This is a genomic window from Kosakonia pseudosacchari, assembly GCF_900184035.1.
GTDB classification, from domain to species: Bacteria; Pseudomonadota; Gammaproteobacteria; order Enterobacterales; family Enterobacteriaceae; genus Kosakonia; species Kosakonia pseudosacchari.
Window position 1 is genome coordinate 315,852 of the sequence record NZ_FXWP01000025.1, and the last position, 18,979, is coordinate 334,830.

Below are 18,979 nucleotides of genomic sequence, written 5' to 3' on the forward strand. Positions count from 1 at the left end.
GCAGGGTATGTCATTGCGGTAAAACCTTAGCGCATGGCGCGTTTCAGAATACGCTCAGCCTGACGCTGGAAGTCGGCTGCGGTTTCTTCAACGGATTTCTGGCCATAGTCGATGTACTGAATTGCGGTACCGAACTGGGCAACAATCTGCGGATCGTCAAAGTAAGGCGATACCGAAAGTTTGGTCGGCAGAGACTGCGCCAGACGCAGACCCGCAACCGCCGGATCGGCCTCTTTGATAGCACCATTGGCGGTCAGTGTTTGCACCGCGGCTTTGCTCAGCGGCACACCGCGCTCCAGGCCCAGCGTTTCTGCACCCTCTTTGCTGTTCAGCAGGAAGTTGATCACCTGGGCCGCCTCTTTCGGATGCTTGGTGGATTTACCAATCGACAGCATCTGCGCCGGTTTGAAGAACAGACCCGCGTCTTTCGCGCCCGGCAGCATCGGGTAGTCACCCAGCACCAGTTTAGCTGGCGGCTTCAGGTTGTCGGAGTATTTGGTGATGGTGGAGTTCCACATGTAAGTACCCGCCCATTCACCTTCGATCCACGGCTTCATTTCATACATGTTGCTCTTACCGAACGACGCGTAATATTTGGCGTCCGGCATCACGTGGCTATCGACCAGTTTTTTATACATCTGGAAGAATTCCACCCACTGCTCGTTGGTGTAGCTGAATTTCTTCGCTTTCTCATCCACGGCAGGAATGTTGTATTTCTGCACCATGTAGGAGTTCAGCAGCGCCAGCGTATCCTGGTGCTCCAGCACCACCGGGTAGTACTGTTTGCCGAGCTTGCTTTCAAAGGTTTTGCCCGCGGCTAACAGCTCATCCCAGGTTTTCGGGAAGGCGACGCCCGCTTTTTTCCACTGCTCGTCGTTGAAGTAGAATACGCGCGCGGTGACGGAGATCGGAATGCCGTTCAGCTTGCCGTCAACGGTGGTGGATTGCAGCTCTTTGGCATCGAACTGGCTTAAATCAATAATGTCTTTGACCTGGTTGAGGTCATAAAAACCCTCGCCGTTTTTGGAGAAAATCGGCAGCCAGTTCCAGTTAGTCTGCATCACGTCCGGCTCGGTGCCGCCTGCGATTTGCGTGGTCAGACGGGAGAGGTGACCGTCCCAACCGGTGTATTCAGATTTAACGGTAATGTCAGGATGCTGTTTGTGAAACTCTTCCAGCGCTTTTAAGGTGACCTGATGACGACCGTTGCCCCCCCACCAGGACATACGCAGATCAACATTATCAGCGGCGGTTGCGGGTACAGCGCACATGCCCAGAGTTGCGGAGATGATGGCGCCGGTAAGCACTTTTTTCATTTTTATACTCCAACGTTTGTTTAAATTTCACTCTTCAGGTGCCCCTTCGGTGGTGGCGTTGATGTCTCCCGGCTACTTGCTTTGTAAGCGCCGGGATACACCGACTTGCCACCTCGGGGCATCGCGAATGATTTCGTCGTTATAAGGAAATGTTCTGTTCTGTTTTCGCGTCAAAAATATGACACTTATTCATATCAAACTTAAAGTACACCTTCCGGTGAAGCCCCTTTGCAATCATTGGCTTAGCTTCATCAGAAGGAATTCGGGCGGTCAGTTCGTAGTCGCCAACTTTCAGGTAAACAAAGAACTCGTGACCCATGTTCTCGACGCGCACCAGGTCACCGGCGCCGCAGTCGTCGCTAAAAGGCTCATCTGAAACGGAGACAAACTCCGGACGCACGCCAAAGAACACCTCTTTATCGGCGTAATCGGCGACTTTCTCCTGCTGGCGAGCGTTCAGCGCCAGCGTTTCATGACCGACGGTGATGTGCAGCTGGTCGGCTTTTTTCACAATCTTCGCCGGTTTGATGTTCATCTCCGGCGCACCGATAAAGCCCGCCACGAACATATTTTTCGGGAAGTGGTAGAGGTTATCCGGGGTATCAACCTGCATGATATGGCCGAGTTTCATCACGCAGATGCGGTCGCCCATGGTCATTGCTTCGGTCTGATCGTGCGTGACGTAGACGGTGGTCGCCGGTTTCCCGGATTTCTTCAACTGCTTGTGCAGGTCGGAAATACGGATACGCATTGAGGCGCGCAGTTTGGCGTCCAGGTTCGACAGCGGTTCGTCAAACAGGAACACATCCGGCTTTTTCACAATTGCGCGGCCAACCGCCACACGCTGGGCCTGACCACCGGAAAGCTGGCGCGGCAGGCGATCCATCAGCTCTTCGAGCTCAAGGATCTTCGCCGCTTCATCGACCTGTTTGTTGATCTCTTCTTTCGGCATTTTGCTGAGCTTCAGGCCGAACGCGAGGTTTTCCCGCACCGTCATGTGCGGGTAGAGCGCGTAGTTCTGGAACACCATCGCAATACCGCGTGATTTTGGCGCAAGATTGTTGACGATCTTCTCGCCGATGCGCACTTCGCCGCCGCTGATGGTTTCAAGGCCTGCCAGCATGCGCAGGGTGGTGGATTTCGCGCAGCCACTTGGGCCGACAATCACCATAAATTCGCCATCGGCAATTTTCAGGTCGATACCATGTACCGCTTTGAAGCCGTTGGAGTAAACCTTTTCCAGTTTGTTGAAAATCACTTCAGCCATGATACTTCCCTCTTAACCTTTAATTCCGCTGCTGGTCACGCCCTGTACGAAGTAGCGCTGTGCCAGGAAGAAGACAATGATGGACGGCAGAATGGAGATACTCGCCATTGCCAGAATTTCGTTCCACGGCGCACCTTCGGTGACGTCGATGGACATTTTCAGCGCCAGTGCGATCGGGTATTTATCCACGCTGTAGACATAAATCAGCGGCCCGATAAAGTCGTTCATTGACCACATGAACTGGAACAGCGCCACGGAGATAATCGCCGGTTTCAGGATTGGCACCACCACGTACCACAGCACCTGCCAGGAGTTACAGCCATCGATTTGCGCCGCTTCTTCCATGTCGCGCGGCACGCCGCGTAAGAACTGAATCAGCATAAAGACGAAGAAACCGTGGGTAGCGAACGCCGTTGGCAGATACAGCGGCATATAGCTGTTGAGCATGCCCATTTCACGGAACATCAGGTATTGCGGGATCAGCAGCACGGTGCTTGGCAGCAGCATGGTGGCGATAAGCGTACCGAACCAGAAGTTCTTCCACGGGATCTCAAAGCGGGCAAAGCCGTAAGCCACAATCGTTGAAGAGATAATGGTCAGGATCACTTTCGGGATCACATACTTAAACGTGTTCAGCATGTAGTGACCGAAGGTGTATTCCGTGCCGGTTTTCCAGCCGTTGATAAAGCCGTCCCAGGTGGCGTGGTTTGGCCACAGCCCCAGCGTGGTAAAGATCTCGTGATTCGGTTTGAACGACGCCGAGAACATCCACGCCAGCGGGTAGAGCATTAACAGGCCGACAAAGAGCAGGATCGTATAGCGGATCCATGCGCTGATTTTCTCGCGGCGCAGCGTGCGCGCCACTTCACGTTCGGCTTCTTTCATGCCCGGCGTGAGATGTTGGATATCAGCCATTTTTGCCTCCCTTATCGGCAGAGTAGAACACCCAGTATTTCGAAGACTTAAAGGCGATGGAGGCAAAGACCGCCACGACCAGGAACAGAACCCAGGCCAGCGCCGCACCGTAGCCCATGTCGAAATACTTGAAAGCGGTGTCGTAGATGTAGAGCGAGAACAGATAGGTGTAGTAGGTCGGGCCGCCGCCGGTAATGACATACGGGCCGGTAAATTCCTGGAACGCCTGGGTGGTCTGCATGATGAAGTTGAAGAAAATAACCGGCGTAATCAGCGGCACGGTGACTTTCATAAACATCTGCCATTTGCTGGCACCATCGATCATCGCTGCTTCGTACTGGGATTGCGGTACGTTTTGCAGCGCGGCAAGGAAGATGACCATCGCGGAGCCGAACTGCCAGACGCGCAGCAAGGTGACGGACATCAGCGCCAGCGACGGTTCGCCGAGCCAGTTAATTGGATCCAGACCAAACACGCCGATAAAGCTGTTCAGCAGGCCATCGATAGCGAACAGTGCGCGCCACAGTACGGCGATCGCCACGGAGCTACCAAGGATGGATGGAATGTAGTAAGCCGTACGGAAAAAACCGATGCCCCGAAGTTTAAAGTTGAGCACAAAGGCAATCCCCAGCGCGAAAGCGAGCTTCAGCGGGATTGTCAAAAATACATACGCGAACGTTACGCCCATTGATTTCCAGAAGAGCGTGTCTTCGGTAAACATGTAGCGATAATTCTCAATGCCATTAAATACCGGCGGGCTCATCAGGTCATACTCAGTAAAACTGAGAAAGAACGATGAGATGAATGGGAAAGCCGTAAAGACTATCAACCCAATAACGTAGGGCGATATCCAGGCCAATCCCAGTAGTCTGTTTTCATTCATACATACCTACCTGGCGAACAATGTGTAATACGGATTCGGAGAGTAACTTTTTTCCCCCGCCGCATGGGCGTCAGAGGGTTAAAACAGGTTCTGTGCGTGCACTTGATCACAATAATCAATAGAATCAATGCGTTTTGAAACTTTAACCAGCGGAAATTACTCACAATATTCCGGGTTTTAAAATCCTGCGAACTTGCGTTCTCGGTTTGTGAAACGTCGTTTTAAAATATTTTATTGTGTTTTGAATTGGCGTCATTCGATTAATTCGTGAAATGTGATCGAAGTCGAAACGATGTTTCAATAAAGTGAGGTGGGTGTCATTTTTGCCGAAAAACAGCGGGTTTATCGCTAATAAGCGCAACGATTTAGGTAAAAGCCTAAGGCGTTAAATAGGGTGAAATGAAATTATTGAGAATTTAAACGATTATCCGGCGAACTATTTTTAGTGGGCTATAAATAAAACGCCCCCCTAATTATGGGAGGCGTTAAATAATTTAGGGCGCGATCAACGTTTTAAAAAATCTTCACGTACTGGCGTAAAGGTGTCGAGCAGCGTTCCGGCCTTTAAACACACACATCCGTGCATAATGTGCGGTTCCTTATAAAGTGTATCGCCTGCGGTGACGATATGTTTCTCATCACCAATGGTAAATTCGAACTCGCCGGATAAAACGTACGTAAGTTGTTCATGAGGATGGTTGTGCATTGGGCCGATGGCGCCTTGTTCGAACATAACTTCGACCGCCATCATTTTGCCGTCATGGGCAAGAATACGGCGGCTAACGCCGTTGCCCAGGTCTTCAAGCTGAGTGTCTTTATGGAAGATAAACATCGGAGTGTCCTGTAGTAGGTATCGTTAGTGATTACGATAGAGTAAATGATGAAACGTTGTTTTAAAATAACTTATCTCAGCGTTCTATAAAAATAAACGCGAGGCCAGAGAAGTTGAAAGTCGATCACAACTTTGATTGACTGAGCGCTAAACCAGACGGAGACAAGCGATGAAAACGATAGGACTGCTGGGCGGTATGAGCTGGGAATCAACCGTTCCTTATTACCGCCTGATTAATGAGGGCGTGAAAGCTCGTCTCGGCGGCTTGCACTCCGCCAGCTTGCTTCTGCACAGCCTGGATTTCCATGAAATTGAGACCTGCCAGGCCACCGCGCAATGGCACAAAGCCGGTGAGATCTTAGCCCAGGCTGCCGCCGGGCTGGAACAGGCGGGCGCGCAGGCGATTGTGCTGTGTACCAACACCATGCACAAAGTCGCCGGGCAAATAGAAGAGCGCTGCCATATTCCGTTCCTGCATATTGCCGACGCCACCGGGCGGGCGATTGAAAACGCGGGCATGCGTAATGTCGCGCTGCTGGGTACGCGCTACACCATGGAGCAGGATTTTTACCGTGGCCGCCTGGAAAAACAGTTTGGCATCGAAACTTCTGTACCGGGCCCGGAAGATCGCGAACGCATTAACGACATCATCTTTAGTGAGCTCTGTCTGGGGACGTTTACCGATGAGTCACGCTACTATTTTGTCAATTTAATCAAAAAACTGGCAGGTGAAGGCGCGGAAGGGGTGATTTTCGGTTGTACCGAGATCGGCCTGCTGCTGCCAGAAACCCATTGCCCGATTAAGGTGTTTGATACGGCGGCGCTGCATGCCGCCGATGCGGTGGATTTTATGCTCTCTTAGTGTTCGCCCAGCATGGCAGCCAGCGGCCCGCTAACCAGCGGTATGGCTGCCTGTAAATGGGCGGTAAAAGCCTCGACCAGCGCGGAAGCAGGGCGATGCAGGGGACGGATCAGGCTCACCGTAAACGGCACATCAATACTGAAGCGACGCACTGCGACGCCGCTGGCCGCGTAATCCAGCGCGGTGAGCGGGTTAACCACCGAAATACCCACGCCGGCGCGGACCATCGCGCACACCGAGGCGGCGCTGTGCGTTTCCAGCACCATGCGCCGCTTCACATGATGTTCATTAAACAGCGCATCCAGCAACTGCCGGTAACTGTCGGAGCGCGACAAACTGATGTAATTCTCACCCTGAAAATCTGCTGGCGTTAACACCGCTTTGCGCGCCAGCGGGTGATCCTGCGGCATGACACAGACTTCATTACAGGTGAGCAGCGGCGTGCGCTCGGTGCCTGCCGGGGTGCTGAGCGTTTCGGTTAAGCCCAGATCGTGGCGCTGCGCCGACAGCCACTCCTCCAGCAATGGCGACTCCTGCGGCACGATATTCAGGCTGACATCCGGGTAGCGCGCCAGAAATGGTTGCAGCAGCAATGGTAGAAAAGACTGAGAGAACACCGGCAGACAGGCGATGGACAGTTCGCCCTGGCGGAATTCACGCAGGCTTTCGGCGGTGCTGACAATCCGGTCCAGCCCGTACCAGGAACGCTGCACCTCTTCGAATAATCGCAAGCCTTGCACCGTGGGCTGTAAACGCCCGCGCGTGCGCTCGAACAGTTTCAGCCCCAGCACTTTTTCAAAGCGCGCCAGCTCACGGCTCACCGTTGGTTGCGAGGTATGCAGCAGTGCGGCGGCCTCGGTCAGATTGCCGGTGGTCATCACGGCGTGAAAGATTTCGATATGGCGCAGATTGGCAGCGGGCATGGGTGAGATCCGGTTTAGTCACGTTATCCATATCATTTTTGCATAGAGTCCAGATAAAACGATATTTTTTATTCTCTTCCCGCTGTGGCGTAATCACTAAAAATTTTGTTGCCCGGAGTCACCATGCCACGCTCATTACACCAGACTGAAACCGATCTTAACGCCGCTAATCTGCTGCGTTTACCTGCTGAATTTGGCTGCCCGGTATGGGTTTATGACGCGCAAATCATTCGCGCGCAAATCGCTAAACTTCGCGCCTTCGACGTGGTGCGCTTTGCGCAAAAAGCCTGCTCGAATATTCATATTCTGCGTCTGATGCGTGAGCAGGGCGTGAAGGTCGATTCCGTTTCGCTCGGTGAGATCGAACGTGCGCTGGCGGCGGGTTACGATCCGCACACGCACCCGGACGATATCGTCTTCACCGCCGATGTGCTGGACGAGGCGACTATCGCGCGGGTGAGCGAACTGGGTATCGCAGTGAACGCCGGTTCGGTGGATATGCTGGAACAGCTTGGCGCGGTTTCGCCGGGCCATCGCGTCTGGTTACGCGTTAACCCTGGTTTTGGTCACGGCCACAGCCAGAAAACCAACACCGGCGGCGAAAACAGTAAGCACGGTATCTGGTACAGCGACATGGCGGATGCGCTGGCGGTAATGCAGCGCTACCAGTTGAAACTGGCGGGCATTCATATGCACATCGGTTCCGGCGTGGATTATGGCCATCTGGAGCAGGTGTGCGGCGCGATGGTGCGCCAGGTGGTCGATTTCGGCCAGGATCTGCAGGCGATTTCCGCAGGCGGTGGTTTGTCGATTCCCTATCACGAAGGGGAAGAGCCGGTGGATACCGCACATTATTACGGGCTGTGGAACGCTGCGCGCGAGCAAATCGCTAAACATCTCGGGCACGCGGTGAAACTGGAGATCGAACCGGGTCGCTTTCTGGTGGCGGAATCTGGCGTACTGGTTTCACAAGTACGCAGCGTGAAAAACATGGGCAGCCGTCACTTTGTGCTGATCGACGCTGGTTTTAACGATCTGATGCGCCCGGCGATGTACGGCAGCTACCACCACATTACGGCGCTGGCCGCCGATGGCCGCGATCTTCGTCATGCGCCACTGATTGATACTGTGGTTGCCGGGCCGCTGTGTGAATCCGGGGATGTCTTTACCCAGCAAGAGGGCGGAAAGGTGGAAACCCGCGCGTTGCCGGAAGTGAAAGCCGGGGATTATCTGGTGCTGCATGATACGGGAGCGTATGGCGCGTCAATGTCATCGAACTACAACAGCCGCCCGCTGCTGCCGGAAGTGTTATTCGATAACGGCGTCGCGCGTTTGATCCGCCGTCGCCAGACCATCGAAGAACTGATCGGTCTTGAGCGGCTCTAAGCCTTGCTGCCCGGTCCCGCCGCTACCGATTCACGCAACACCAGCGTGCCGGTAAACGGTGGGATCGCGGCGATCTGTTCGTTGTTCACCAGCTTGATCGCCTGATCAATCGCGGTGGTGATCATGTTGTCGATGGGCAAATAGACCGTCGACAGGCCCGGCTCCAGCCAGCGTGCGCTCGGCGCGTCATCAAAGCCGAACAGCGAAATATCCTGCGGAATACGCAAACCCGCCTGCCAGATGGCCTTTGAAGCACCCAGCGCCATATCGTCGTTACAGGCGAACAGCGCGCTGAATTTTACCCCTTCCTGCAACATCTGCTGGCACAGCTCATAGCCGCGCGTCATCGTCGAGTCACCGTATTTTACTTTGTCGGGATCCCAGCGAATGCCGTGCTTTTCCAGCGCCTTGCGATAGCCCATCAGCCGCGCCTTACCGGTTGGCGTGTGGATTGGCGCGGTAATACAGGCGATATCCCGGTGATGTTGTGTAATCAGGTAATCCACCGCCTGGAACGCCGCGTCCTGCTGCTCGAAGAAGACGCATTTATCGTGCGCCTGGAATAACTCGCGGTTGATGACAATCAGCGGCATTGGCGTGGCGTCAATCAGCGCTAAGATCGCCTTTTCACTCATAAACCGGGTGTAAAGAATAATGGCGTCGCAGCGCCTGTCCGCCAGCATCTGCACCGCCAGCTCTTCGCGCTCGGGCGTATCGTGACCATCGGTGACAATCAGCTGTTTGCCGTGCAATTCCGCCTGGCGCGACGCTTGCTGCAATAAGCGGCCGAAATAGAAACCATCAAAGCTGGAGACCACCAGGCCAATGCTGTTGCTGGTGCGGTTTGCCAGCGAGCGGGCAAGAAAATTGGGGCGATAGTCCAGCTCCTCCATCGCCTTAAAAACCTGATTGCGGGTACTCTCTTTTACCTGACCCGTACCATTCAGCACGCGGGAAACCGTTGCTTTCGAAACGCCCGCGCGCAGTGAGACATCCAGCATTGTGACCATGACGAGTTCTCGTTTCGCGTAATGAAACGCAGTTTACCACACTCACTTCACGGGTTAAGGCCAGCCGTTACGGTTTGCGCTAAGTGCAGGAAATCCCTGCGAAGCGTAAGGTGGTATGCCAATGTCGTTATCCGTCTCGTTTTGGAATACCAGTAAGCGGGTTGGGAGGCTCGTCACAGAACTTTCAGCCATGCATAGCTATTTTTGGTATGCCAAATGGGACTGTGCTGTATCCCTGCATCGATAAAAAAGCCCCTTACTGAGGTGTTAACTCATGGCCCTACAAGAAAAGCTCATCGATTCTCTGGGTAGTTTTGCGACAAAGTTCAACAGCTATCGCTATATCATGGCGATCAAAGCCTCGTTTATTACCCTGATGCCGGTGATCATCGTCGGCGCATTTTCCGTCCTGATCTCCAACATGGTGCTGGATCCGAAAAACGGCCTCGCCAGCTTCCAGTCGCTCTCCTTTCTCGCGGCGTTAAAGCCGATCACCAGTGCGATTAACTACGCCACGCTGAATTTTCTCAACATTGGTGCGGTGTTCTTAATCGGCATTGAACTCGGGCGTATCAACGGTATTAAGACGCTGTTTCCCGGTTTGCTGGCGGTAATCTGTTTTATCTGCGTCACGCCAACCACGGTGGAAATGCTGGTCGACGGACAGATGCATGTGGTGAAAGACGTGCTGCTGCGCCAGTTCTCCGATACCCGTAGCCTGTTCCTCGGCATGTTTATCGCTATTTTGTCGGTGGAAATTTACTGCTGGCTGGAAAACCGCGACGGGCTGAAGATCAAAATGCCGGACACCGTGCCGCCTAACGTTTCGGCTTCGTTTTCCGCGCTGATCCCGGCGATCATCACCACCACCGTGATTGCCACTTTCGGTTTTGTGTTCCACCAGGTGACCGGCATGTACCTGTATGACGCCGTTTATCAGGTGGTACAGCAGCCGCTGGAGCGCGTGGTGCAAAGCCTGCCGGGCATTTTGCTGCTGATGTTTGTGGCGCAATTGTTCTGGGTTATCGGTATCCACGGCAACCAGATGATTAAGCCTATTCGCGAACCGCTGCTGCTGGGGGCGATCACCGTCAATATGAGCGCCTTTGAGCAGGGCAAAGAGGTGCCGAACATCATCACCATGCCGTTCTGGGATGTTTATATGAGCATCGGCGGCTCGGGTTTAACCATCGGCCTGCTGATCGCGGTGATGATCGCCACCAAGCGCAAAGAGATGAAAGAGATCGCCAAACTCTCTATTGGGCCCGGGGTATTTAACATTAACGAGCCGGTGATTTTCGGCATGCCGATCATGCTCAACCCGATCCTCGCGATCCCGTTCATCATCACCCCGCTGGTGACCGGCTCGATCGGTTATTTCGCCACGGTGACCGGTTTTGCCGGGAAAGCAGTGGTGATGGTGCCGTGGACGACACCGCCGTTGATCAACGCCTGGCTGTCAACCGCCGGTTCAATGGGCGCGGTAGTGACGCAGCTTATCTGCATTATCACTTCCGTCATTATCTATCTGCCGTTTGTGAAAATTGCTTCTCGCCGCGCCGAACAAGCGCAATTGCAAGCCGAAGCCACTAACAACGCCTGAGGATGGAATGAGCACGAAAACAATTGCGATACCGCCGTCGTTTATCCTGGGCGCGGCGGCCTCCGCCTGGCAAACCGAAGGCTGGACAGATAAGCGGGAGGGCCAGGATTCCTGGCCCGATCTCTGGTACAAAAACGATCGTCATGTCTGGCACGACGGCTACGGCCCGGCGGTGGCGACCAACTTCTACCAGCGCTTTCGTGAAGATGTGCAACTGATGAAACAGGCGGGGCTGACCCACTATCGCACCTCGATCAACTGGTCGCGCTTTCTCACCGATTATGAAAACGGCGTGGTCGATGAACGCTATGCCGCGTATTACGACGAACTGTTTGACGAGATGCAGCGCCACGGCATTGTGCCGATGATCTGCCTGGAGCATTACGAACTGCCGGGTTATTTGCTGGAAACCTATGGCGGCTGGGCGTCAAAAAAAGTGGTTGAGCTGTACCTGTTGTATGTCGAAAAGGTGTTTGCGCGTTTTCACCATAAAGTGACCCGCTGGTTCACCTTCAACGAGCCGATTGTGGTGCAAACCCGCGTCTACCTTGACGCGCTGCGCTGGCCTTATGAGCAGAACACCGGCACCTGGATGCAGTGGAATCACCACAAAAACCTGGCCACCGCGAAAGTGGTGAAGCTATTTCGCGAGAAGGGGTATCAGGGTACCGTGGGCTGTATTCTCAACCCGGAAGTCACCTACCCGCGTTCGCGCGCGCCGCATGATGTACTGGCCGCCGAACGCTACGATCTGTTCTATAACCGCGTGTTTCTTGATCCGATGGTGAAAGGCCACTATCCGCCGGAGTTGTTCCGGTTGCTGGAAAAACACCAGGTCGCGTGGGATTACAGCGAGGAAGAGCTGGCGATCATCCGCGATAACACGGTGGATGAGTTGGGCATTAACCTTTACTACCCGCACCGTGTAAAAGCGCCGTCGCGCGCCTGGCACCCGGAAACGCCTTTCCACCCGGCGTACTACTACGAGCCTTTTGAGTTGCCGGGCAGAAAAATGAACAAATCTCGAGGCTGGGAGATCTTGCCGGAAATCATCTACGACATGGCGATGCGCCTCAAAAATGACTACGGCAACATTCCGTGGTTTGTTGCTGAAAGCGGCATGGGTATTGAGAACGAAGGGCAGTTTCGCAACGCGGCGGGCACCATTGAGGATGATTACCGCATTGATTTTATTGCCGCGCATTTATACCAGACGCTACGCGCCAGAGAAGCGGGTGCGAACTGCCAGGGTTACATGTTGTGGGCGTTTACCGATAACGTCTCGCCAATGAACGCGTTTAAAAACCGCTATGGCCTGATTGAGATTGACCTGCAAAACAACCGCGACCGTCGGCCGAAAAAGTCTGCTGGCTGGTTTCGCAAGCTGCGCGACGAACGCCAGCTGACCCTGACTATTGATGACGAATGGAAATAAGGAGCCACCATGAAACGTATTGTGTTGTGCTGCTCCGCCGGGATGTCCACATCGCTGGTGGTGACCAAAATGGAAAAAGCGGCGGCGGAGCGCGGCCTTGAGCTGAAGATCTATGCCATTGCTGAGCAATCCCTGCGCGATGAGCTGCAAAGTTATGCCGCCGAGATCACCGCCGTGCTGTTGGGGCCGCAGGTGCGCTTTAAGCTGGCGGAAAATAAAAAGTTAACCGATGAATATGGCATTCCGATTGATGTGATCGATTCGGTGGCGTACGGCACCTTAAACGGCGCGAAGGTTCTCGATCAGGCGTTGGCTTTGGTAAGATAGCGCCGACAGGCCGGGGCGCCCGGCCTGCGCGATAACTCAGACTTGCAGGTGATATTGTGGAGAAGGCCGTCGTCCCGCCGGAAAAAAAACAGTACCAGGAGATTGGCGAAGATTTACGCGAGCAGATAATCCAGGGGCATTACCCCGTGGGCTCCCGCCTGCCGCCGGAGCGCAATATCGCCGAAAAATATGGCGTTAGCCGTACCATCGTGCGTGAAGCGCTGTTGATGCTTGAATTGCAAGGCACGGTGGATATTCGCCAGGGCTCCGGCGTTTATGTGATGCGTATTCCGCAGGAGCATGAAAACGAAGAGGAGCGCTTTTTAAGTAGCGATGTAGGCCCGTTTGAGATCTTACAGGCGCGTCAATTACTGGAGAGCAATATCGCCGCCTTTGCCGCCAAAATGGCGACACGCGCGGATATCGATAATCTTCGTCGCATTCTTGAGCAGGAGCAGCGCGCCATCGCGATGAACGACACGTCGCAGGACAACAGCAAAATGTTCCACCTTGTGCTGGCGGGCGCCTCGCAAAACCAGATGTTGCTGGCGACGGTGGAAAGTATCTGGCACCACATGGACAGCAGCCCGCTGTGGCAACAATTCAACGTGCATATTGCCAGCCGCCCCTATCGCCTGAAATGGCTGGGCGACCGGCAGACGCTGCTGGCAGCGCTGCGCCGCCGCGATGTGATGGGCGCATGGCAAGCGATGTGGCAGCATCTGGAAAATGTCAAAAAGAGCCTGCTGGAGCTTTCCGACGAGGATGCGCCTGACTTTGACGGCTACCTGTTTGAATCAGTACCGATTTTTCAGGGCAAGATCGTATGAAGATTATTCCTCTGTACGACGCGCCACACTTTGCAGACCAGGTGGTGGACTGGTTATGGCGTGAGTTTGGCGACTCGCTACCGCGTGATTTCTTCGCCAGTATCATTGCCCACAGCCAGCGGCCCGGGCAGTTGCCGCTTACTTTTGTGCTGGTGGATGAGGATCAACTGCTGGGGACTGTTGGGCTGTGGCGCTGCGATTTGATCAGCCGCCAGGATCTGTTCCCGTGGCTGGCGGCGCTGTATGTGAAAGAGAGCGCGCGCGGGCAGGGGCTGGCCGGGCAGTTACAGCGCCATGTTATCGAGCAGGCGAAAGCGATGGGTTTTCAGGAGCTGCACCTTTACTCGGCGTGTCGCGATTTTTACGAACGTTTTGGCTGGCGCTACATTGGCGACGGTCTCGACTATCCTGACAAGACCGTGCACCTTTATCGCTACTCTTGCGGCGCAATCACCGAATGACGACGCACCAGCGTTGGATTAAACAGGTGCGTGATTTCCGGTAGCGGACGGTTTTCCGCCAGCGCCAGCGCCAGCTCGGCGGCCTGTGTTGCCATGGTGACAATCGGGTAGCGCACGGTGGTTAAGCGCGGGCGCACATAGCGCGACACCAGCACATCATCGAAACCAATCAGGGAAATCTCACGCGGCACCTCAATGCCGTTGTCATTCAGCACACCCATCGCGCCAGCGGCCATCGAATCGTTATAACAGGCGACGGCGGTAAAGTTACGCCCACGACCGAGCAGCTCGGTCATCGCCTGTTCACCACCGCTTTCATCCGGCTCGGCAAACGTCACCAACCGGTCGTTGCAGGGCAAACCATTCTCTTTCAGCGCATCGTAATAGCCCTGCAGTCGGTCTTCTGCATCAGAAATCGCGTGGTTGGAACAGAGATAGCCAATTTTCGTGTGGCCCTGCTGGATCAAATGGCGAGTCGCCAGCCAGGCACCGTAACGGTCATCAAGCGCGACACAGCGTTGTTCAAAACCCGGCAAAATACGGTTGATCAACACCATGCCCGGCATCTGCTGCATTAACGAGGCGAGTTCATCGTCCGGAAGGGTTTTGGCATGAACGACCAGCGCCGCGCAGCGGTGGCGAATCAGTTGCTCGATGGCTTTACGCTCTTTATCTTCGTTATGGTAGCCATTACCAATTAATAAGAAATTGCCTGTGGCCGAAGCCACTTGTTCAACGGCTTTCACCATGGCGCCGAAAAAGGGATCGGAAACATCGCCCACCACCAGACCTACGGTTTCGGTGGACTGTTGCGCCAGCGCGCGGGCATTGGCATTCGGGTGGTAATTGAGCGCATCCATTGCGCTTTGCACCGCCTGGCGCGAGGATTCGCTCGCCTTTGGCGAGTCGTTTATCACGCGGGAAACCGTTGCGACCGAAACTCCTGCCAGCCGCGCGACATCTTTAATAGTCGCCATTACGCACCTTCCTTTGGGTAAGCGTTTACACGCTGCATAGTGTTACGGAAAAGAGACGCCTAATCAAGGAAGCTGCCCGGCAGGTATCTGCAAACGTGAGCTGACGCGAAGGAAATCAGTGAAAGCGTTACACGCGGGAAATTGCAAAGTAATTCAGGCACAACCTTTAGTTACACTTTGCGAAGGGCTGTTTCGATTGTCTGCTGGTGGCGGGTATCCCCCCGTGACAGAGTAGAACTCCCAGAGGTATTGATAGGTGAACGTAGCCCCCAGGGTTGCACACTCGAATTACACCAACCTGCGCAGATGCGCAGGTTTTTTTTTTACCTTCAGTCTGTAACAGTAATCGCGAATGGACACACCTCGTTTCACTTCGGCTCACTCTCTTGCTTTTTCCCGCTGGTGAGGCGCGGTGGCGCACGCGACAATCAAAGTCCCAGAGGTATTGATTGGTGATTTATTCGGTACGCTTTTCGTACTCATTTCTTGCACCAACCTGCGCGGACGCGCAGGTTTTTTTTCGCCCGCGTTTTAACCCGCCGCACTTCTCATGTAATCTGCCACAATTTGGTAACGTACTTAATTGACTGGCAAAAGGAGTTGAAATGCTACTGGGCTTTTTCCGCGGCCTGTTCCGTGTGTTGTTTCGCGTACAACTGACCGGCAACACGCAGGCGCTGCACGGTGAACGTGTGCTCATTACCCCCAACCACGTCTCTTTTATTGATGGCATTTTACTGGCGTTATTCCTGCCTGTTCGCCCGGTTTTCGCGGTCTACACCTCCATCAGCACCCAGTGGTATATGCGCTGGATAAGCTCAATTATTGATTTTGTGCCGCTGGATCCGACCAAACCGATGTCGATTAAACATCTGGTGCGACTGGTGGAACAGGGCCGTCCGGTGGTGATTTTCCCGGAAGGACGCATTTCGGTTTCCGGATCATTGATGAAAATTTACGACGGTGCAGGGTTCGTGGCGGCAAAATCCGGCGCGACGGTGATCCCACTGCGCATTGACGGCGCGGAGCTAACCTACTTCAGCCGCCTGAAAGGGCTGGTAAAACAGCGTCTGTTCCCGCGTATTACCTTGCATATTCTGCCGCCTACACATCTGCCGATGCCGGATGCGCCGCGTGCGCGTGATCGTCGCAAGCTGGCGGGCGAAATGCTGCACCAAATCATGATGGAAGCGCGCATGGCCGTGCGTCCGCGCGAAACGCTGTTCGAAGCGTTGCTTTCCGCGCAGTATCGCTATGGTGCGAATAAGCCCTGCGTTGAAGACATCAATTTCACACCGGATAGCTATCGCAAGCTGCTGACTAAATCGCTGTTTGTTGCCCGTATTCTGGATAAATACAGCGCGCCGGGCGAGAAAATCGGCCTGATGTTGCCAAACGCCGGGATCAGCGCGGCGGTGATTTTCGGCGCGATTGCGCGTGGACGCATCCCGGCGATGATGAACTACACCGCCGGCGTGAAAGGGTTGAGTAGCGCCATTACGGCGGCGCAGATCAAAACCATCTTCACTTCCCGTACTTTTATGGATAAAGGCAAGCTGTGGCATCTGCCGGAGCAGCTCACGCAAGTGCGCTGGGTTTACCTGGAAGATCTGAAAGGCGATGTCAGCTGGGAAGACAAGCTGTGGATTTTCCGCCATTTACTGACGCCATTAAAAGCGCAGTTGCCGCAAAAACCGGAAGATCCGGCGCTGATCCTCTTTACCTCTGGTTCTGAAGGCAATCCGAAGGGCGTGGTACATAGCCATAAAAGCCTGCTGGCAAACGTGGAGCAGATCAAAACCATCGCCGATTTCACCGCCAACGACCGCTTTATGTCGGCGCTGCCGCTGTTCCACTCGTTCGGCCTGACGGTGGGGTTATTCACGCCGTTATTTACCGGCGCGGAGGTGTTTCTTTACCCGAGCCCGTTGCACTACCGCATTGTCCCTGAACTGGTGTATGACCGTAACTGCACCGTGCTGTTTGGCACCTCGACGTTCCTTGGCAATTATGCGCGTTTTGCCAACCCGTATGATTTCTTCCGCTTACGTTACGTGGTTGCCGGTGCTGAAAAATTGCAGGACAGTACCCGCCAGCTGTGGCAGGACAAATTTGGTCTGCGCATTCTCGAAGGTTACGGCGTGACCGAGTGCGCGCCAGTGGTATCCATCAACGTGCCGATGGCGGCGAAACCGGACACCGTCGGGCGGATCTTACCGGGGATGGATGCGCGGCTAATGGCCGTGCCGGGCATTGAAGACGGTGGTCGCCTGCAACTGAAAGGGCCCAACGTGATGACCGGCTATCTGCGGGTGGAAAACCCTGGCGTGCTGGAAGCACCCGCCGCGGAAAATATCAATGGCGACATGGAAGCGGGCTGGTATGACACCGGCGATATCGTGCGTTTTGATGAACAGGGCTTTGTGCAGATTCAGGGGCGCGCGAAGCGTTTTGCCAAAATCGCCGGGGAGATGATCTCGCTGGAGATTGTCGAACAACTGGCGCTGGCGGTTTCGCCGGAGAAACTGCATGCCACGGTAGTGAAGAGCGATGCCAGCAAAGGCGAAGCGCTGGTGATGTTCACCACCGACAGTGAGTTGACGCGCGATAAGCTGCAACAGCAGGCGCGGGCGCAGGGCGTGCCGGAGCTTGCCGTGCCGCGCGATATTCGCTTCCTGAAACAACTGCCGGTGCTGGGCAGCGGCAAACCTGATTTTGTGACGCTGAAAGGCATGGTTGAAGAGGATGAACCCGCGCATGCGTGAGTCAGTAAGCACTAACTCCTCGCTGTGGTCGCGGGGGATGATGGCGGTGATTGCCGCGCAGTTTCTCTCGGCGTTTGGCGACAACGCGCTGCTGTTCGCCACGCTGGCACTGCTGAAAGCAGAGTTTTATCCCGACTGGAGCCAGCCGATTTTGCAGATGGTGTTTGTGGGCGCTTACATTCTTTTCGCGCCCTTTGTCGGGCAGGTCGCCGACAGCTTCGCCAAAGGCCGGGTGATGATGTTCGCCAACGGTCTGAAACTGATTGGCGCGGCGAGTATTTGCGTCGGCATCAATCCGTTTGTCGGTTATCTGTTAGTCGGCATTGGCGCGGCCGCCTATTCCCCGGCGAAGTACGGCATCCTGGGTGAAATCACCACCGGCGATAAGCTGGTGAAAGCCAACGGTTTGATGGAGTCGTCGACCATCGCCGCCATTTTACTCGGCTCTGTCGCGGGCGGCGTGCTGGCCGACTGGCATGTGCTGGCGGCGCTTGGCGTTTGTGCGCTGGTGTATGCGGGGGCGGTGGGCGCGAACCTGATGATCCCAAAATTGCCGGCGGCGCGTCCGGGGCAATCCTGGCGCTTTACCCCGATGACCTCCAGCTTTTTCAGCGCCTGTAAAAGCCTGTGGCGCAACGGTGAAACACGCTTTTCGCTGGTCGGCACTAGCCTGTTCTGGGGCGCGGGCGTGACGCTGCGTTTTCTGCTGGTGCTGTGGGTGCCGGTGGCGCTCGGGATCACGGATAACGCGACGCCAACGTATCTTAACGCGATGGTCGCCGTCGGGATTGTGGCCGGTGCCGGGCTGGCGGCGAAGCTGGTGACGCTGGAAACTGTGGCGCGTTGTATGCCTGCTGGCATTCTCATTGGCGTGGCGGTGGTGCTGTTTTCATTGCAACACGCATTACTGCCAGCGTACGGCGTGCTGATGCTGATCGGCATGTTGGGCGGTTTCTTTGTGGTGCCGTTGAATGCGCTGTTGCAAGCTATTGGCAAAGAGTCCGTTGGCGCGGGGAATGCGATTGCGGTGCAGAACCTCGGCGAAAACATGGCCATGCTGCTAATGCTGGGCCTGTACTCGCTGGCGGTGAAAGCGGGTGTGCCGGTGATTGGCACTGGCGTTGGCTTTGGGGTAATTTTTGCGCTGGCAATTGCGGCGCTGTGGATCTGGCAGCGCCGCCGTTAAC

The 18,979-nt window shown here is 54.9% G+C and carries 17 protein-coding genes; 9 read left to right on the plus strand and 8 right to left on the minus strand.

Annotated elements, in window-relative coordinates; translation table 11 throughout:
* Positions 1-26: 26 nt before the first annotated feature.
* The 5 genes from BN2591_RS20065 to BN2591_RS20085 form a co-directional block, all read right to left on the minus strand.
* Positions 27-1,316, minus strand: coding sequence for an ABC transporter substrate-binding protein (locus BN2591_RS20065; protein ID WP_086873582.1), 1,290 nt, complete (start codon positions 1,314-1,316; stop codon positions 27-29).
* 139 nt (positions 1,317-1,455) lie between these two features.
* A complete protein-coding gene (locus BN2591_RS20070; protein WP_086873583.1) occupies positions 1,456-2,583 on the minus strand; it encodes an ABC transporter ATP-binding protein in 1,128 nt (375 codons plus the stop codon).
* A gap of 12 nt (positions 2,584-2,595) precedes the next feature.
* A complete protein-coding gene (locus tag BN2591_RS20075) occupies positions 2,596-3,498 on the minus strand; it encodes a carbohydrate ABC transporter permease (protein ID WP_086873584.1) in 903 nt (300 codons plus the stop codon).
* Positions 3,491-4,381 (minus strand): carbohydrate ABC transporter permease, encoded by an 891-nt coding sequence (locus BN2591_RS20080; RefSeq protein ID WP_025263850.1) that lies wholly within the window; start codon positions 4,379-4,381, stop codon positions 3,491-3,493. The genes BN2591_RS20075 and BN2591_RS20080 overlap by 8 nt, the downstream gene beginning before the upstream one ends.
* Positions 4,382-4,886: 505 nt before the next feature.
* Positions 4,887-5,213 carry a cupin domain-containing protein gene (locus BN2591_RS20085; protein ID WP_086873585.1) on the minus strand — a complete coding sequence of 109 codons (327 nt, stop codon included), beginning with the start codon at positions 5,211-5,213 and terminating at the stop codon, positions 4,887-4,889.
* A 169-nt stretch (positions 5,214-5,382) separates the two neighbouring features.
* Here BN2591_RS20085 and BN2591_RS20090 point away from each other — a divergent pair, with 169 nt between their 5' ends.
* On the plus strand, positions 5,383-6,075 hold the full coding sequence (locus BN2591_RS20090) for an aspartate/glutamate racemase (RefSeq protein WP_086873586.1): 693 nt from the start codon (positions 5,383-5,385) through the stop codon (positions 6,073-6,075).
* On the opposite strand, the gene BN2591_RS20095 is transcribed toward BN2591_RS20090, so the two are convergent.
* Positions 6,072-6,998 carry a LysR family transcriptional regulator gene (locus BN2591_RS20095; protein ID WP_086873587.1) on the minus strand — a complete coding sequence of 309 codons (927 nt, stop codon included), beginning with the start codon at positions 6,996-6,998 and terminating at the stop codon, positions 6,072-6,074. The genes BN2591_RS20090 and BN2591_RS20095 overlap by 4 nt on opposite strands.
* Positions 6,999-7,121: 123 nt before the next feature.
* On the opposite strand from BN2591_RS20095, the gene lysA reads away from it, so the two are divergent.
* Positions 7,122-8,384 carry a diaminopimelate decarboxylase gene (lysA, locus tag BN2591_RS20100; RefSeq protein WP_086873588.1) on the plus strand — a complete coding sequence of 421 codons (1,263 nt, stop codon included), beginning with the start codon at positions 7,122-7,124 and terminating at the stop codon, positions 8,382-8,384.
* Here the strand turns inward: lysA and BN2591_RS20105 are convergent.
* On the minus strand, positions 8,381-9,394 hold the full coding sequence (locus tag BN2591_RS20105) for a LacI family DNA-binding transcriptional regulator (RefSeq protein ID WP_086873589.1): 1,014 nt from the start codon (positions 9,392-9,394) through the stop codon (positions 8,381-8,383). The two genes, lysA and BN2591_RS20105, sit on opposite strands and share 4 nt — an antisense overlap.
* Before the next feature lie 274 nt (positions 9,395-9,668).
* On the opposite strand from BN2591_RS20105, the gene BN2591_RS20110 reads away from it, so the two are divergent.
* The 5 genes from BN2591_RS20110 to BN2591_RS20130 are packed head-to-tail and all read left to right on the plus strand — an operon-like array spanning position 9,669 to position 14,050.
* Positions 9,669-10,997: a PTS sugar transporter subunit IIC gene (locus tag BN2591_RS20110; protein WP_017457673.1), complete on the plus strand. Its 1,329-nt coding sequence runs from the start codon at positions 9,669-9,671 to the stop codon at positions 10,995-10,997.
* 7 nt (positions 10,998-11,004) lie between these two features.
* On the plus strand, positions 11,005-12,432 hold the full coding sequence (locus tag BN2591_RS20115) for a glycoside hydrolase family 1 protein (protein ID WP_086873590.1): 1,428 nt from the start codon (positions 11,005-11,007) through the stop codon (positions 12,430-12,432).
* A gap of 9 nt (positions 12,433-12,441) precedes the next feature.
* Positions 12,442-12,759, plus strand: coding sequence for a PTS sugar transporter subunit IIB (locus tag BN2591_RS20120; RefSeq protein ID WP_086873591.1), 318 nt, complete (start codon positions 12,442-12,444; stop codon positions 12,757-12,759).
* Between the two features lie 56 nt (positions 12,760-12,815).
* Entirely contained in the window at positions 12,816-13,589 is a 774-nt protein-coding gene (locus tag BN2591_RS20125; RefSeq protein WP_065370137.1) for a GntR family transcriptional regulator, read from the plus strand.
* Positions 13,586-14,050: a GNAT family N-acetyltransferase gene (locus tag BN2591_RS20130; RefSeq protein WP_086873592.1), complete on the plus strand. Its 465-nt coding sequence runs from the start codon at positions 13,586-13,588 to the stop codon at positions 14,048-14,050. Before BN2591_RS20125 ends, BN2591_RS20130 begins: the two co-directional genes overlap by 4 nt.
* Here BN2591_RS20130 and galR read toward each other — a convergent pair.
* Complete coding sequence (galR, locus tag BN2591_RS20135) at positions 14,023-15,027, minus strand: HTH-type transcriptional regulator GalR (protein ID WP_086873593.1); 1,005 nt, start codon at positions 15,025-15,027, stop codon at positions 14,023-14,025. The two genes, BN2591_RS20130 and galR, sit on opposite strands and share 28 nt — an antisense overlap.
* Positions 15,028-15,632: 605 nt before the next feature.
* Between galR and aas the strand changes: the two genes are divergently transcribed.
* The gene (aas, locus tag BN2591_RS20145) at positions 15,633-17,792 is read left to right on the plus strand and encodes a bifunctional acyl-ACP--phospholipid O-acyltransferase/long-chain-fatty-acid--ACP ligase (protein WP_086873594.1); all 2,160 of its coding nucleotides are present in this window, start codon (positions 15,633-15,635) and stop codon (positions 17,790-17,792) included.
* Entirely contained in the window at positions 17,785-18,978 is a 1,194-nt protein-coding gene (gene lplT, locus BN2591_RS20150) for a lysophospholipid transporter LplT (RefSeq protein WP_086873861.1), read from the plus strand. The genes aas and lplT overlap by 8 nt, the downstream gene beginning before the upstream one ends.
* The last annotated feature ends 1 nt before the right edge of the window (position 18,979 follow it).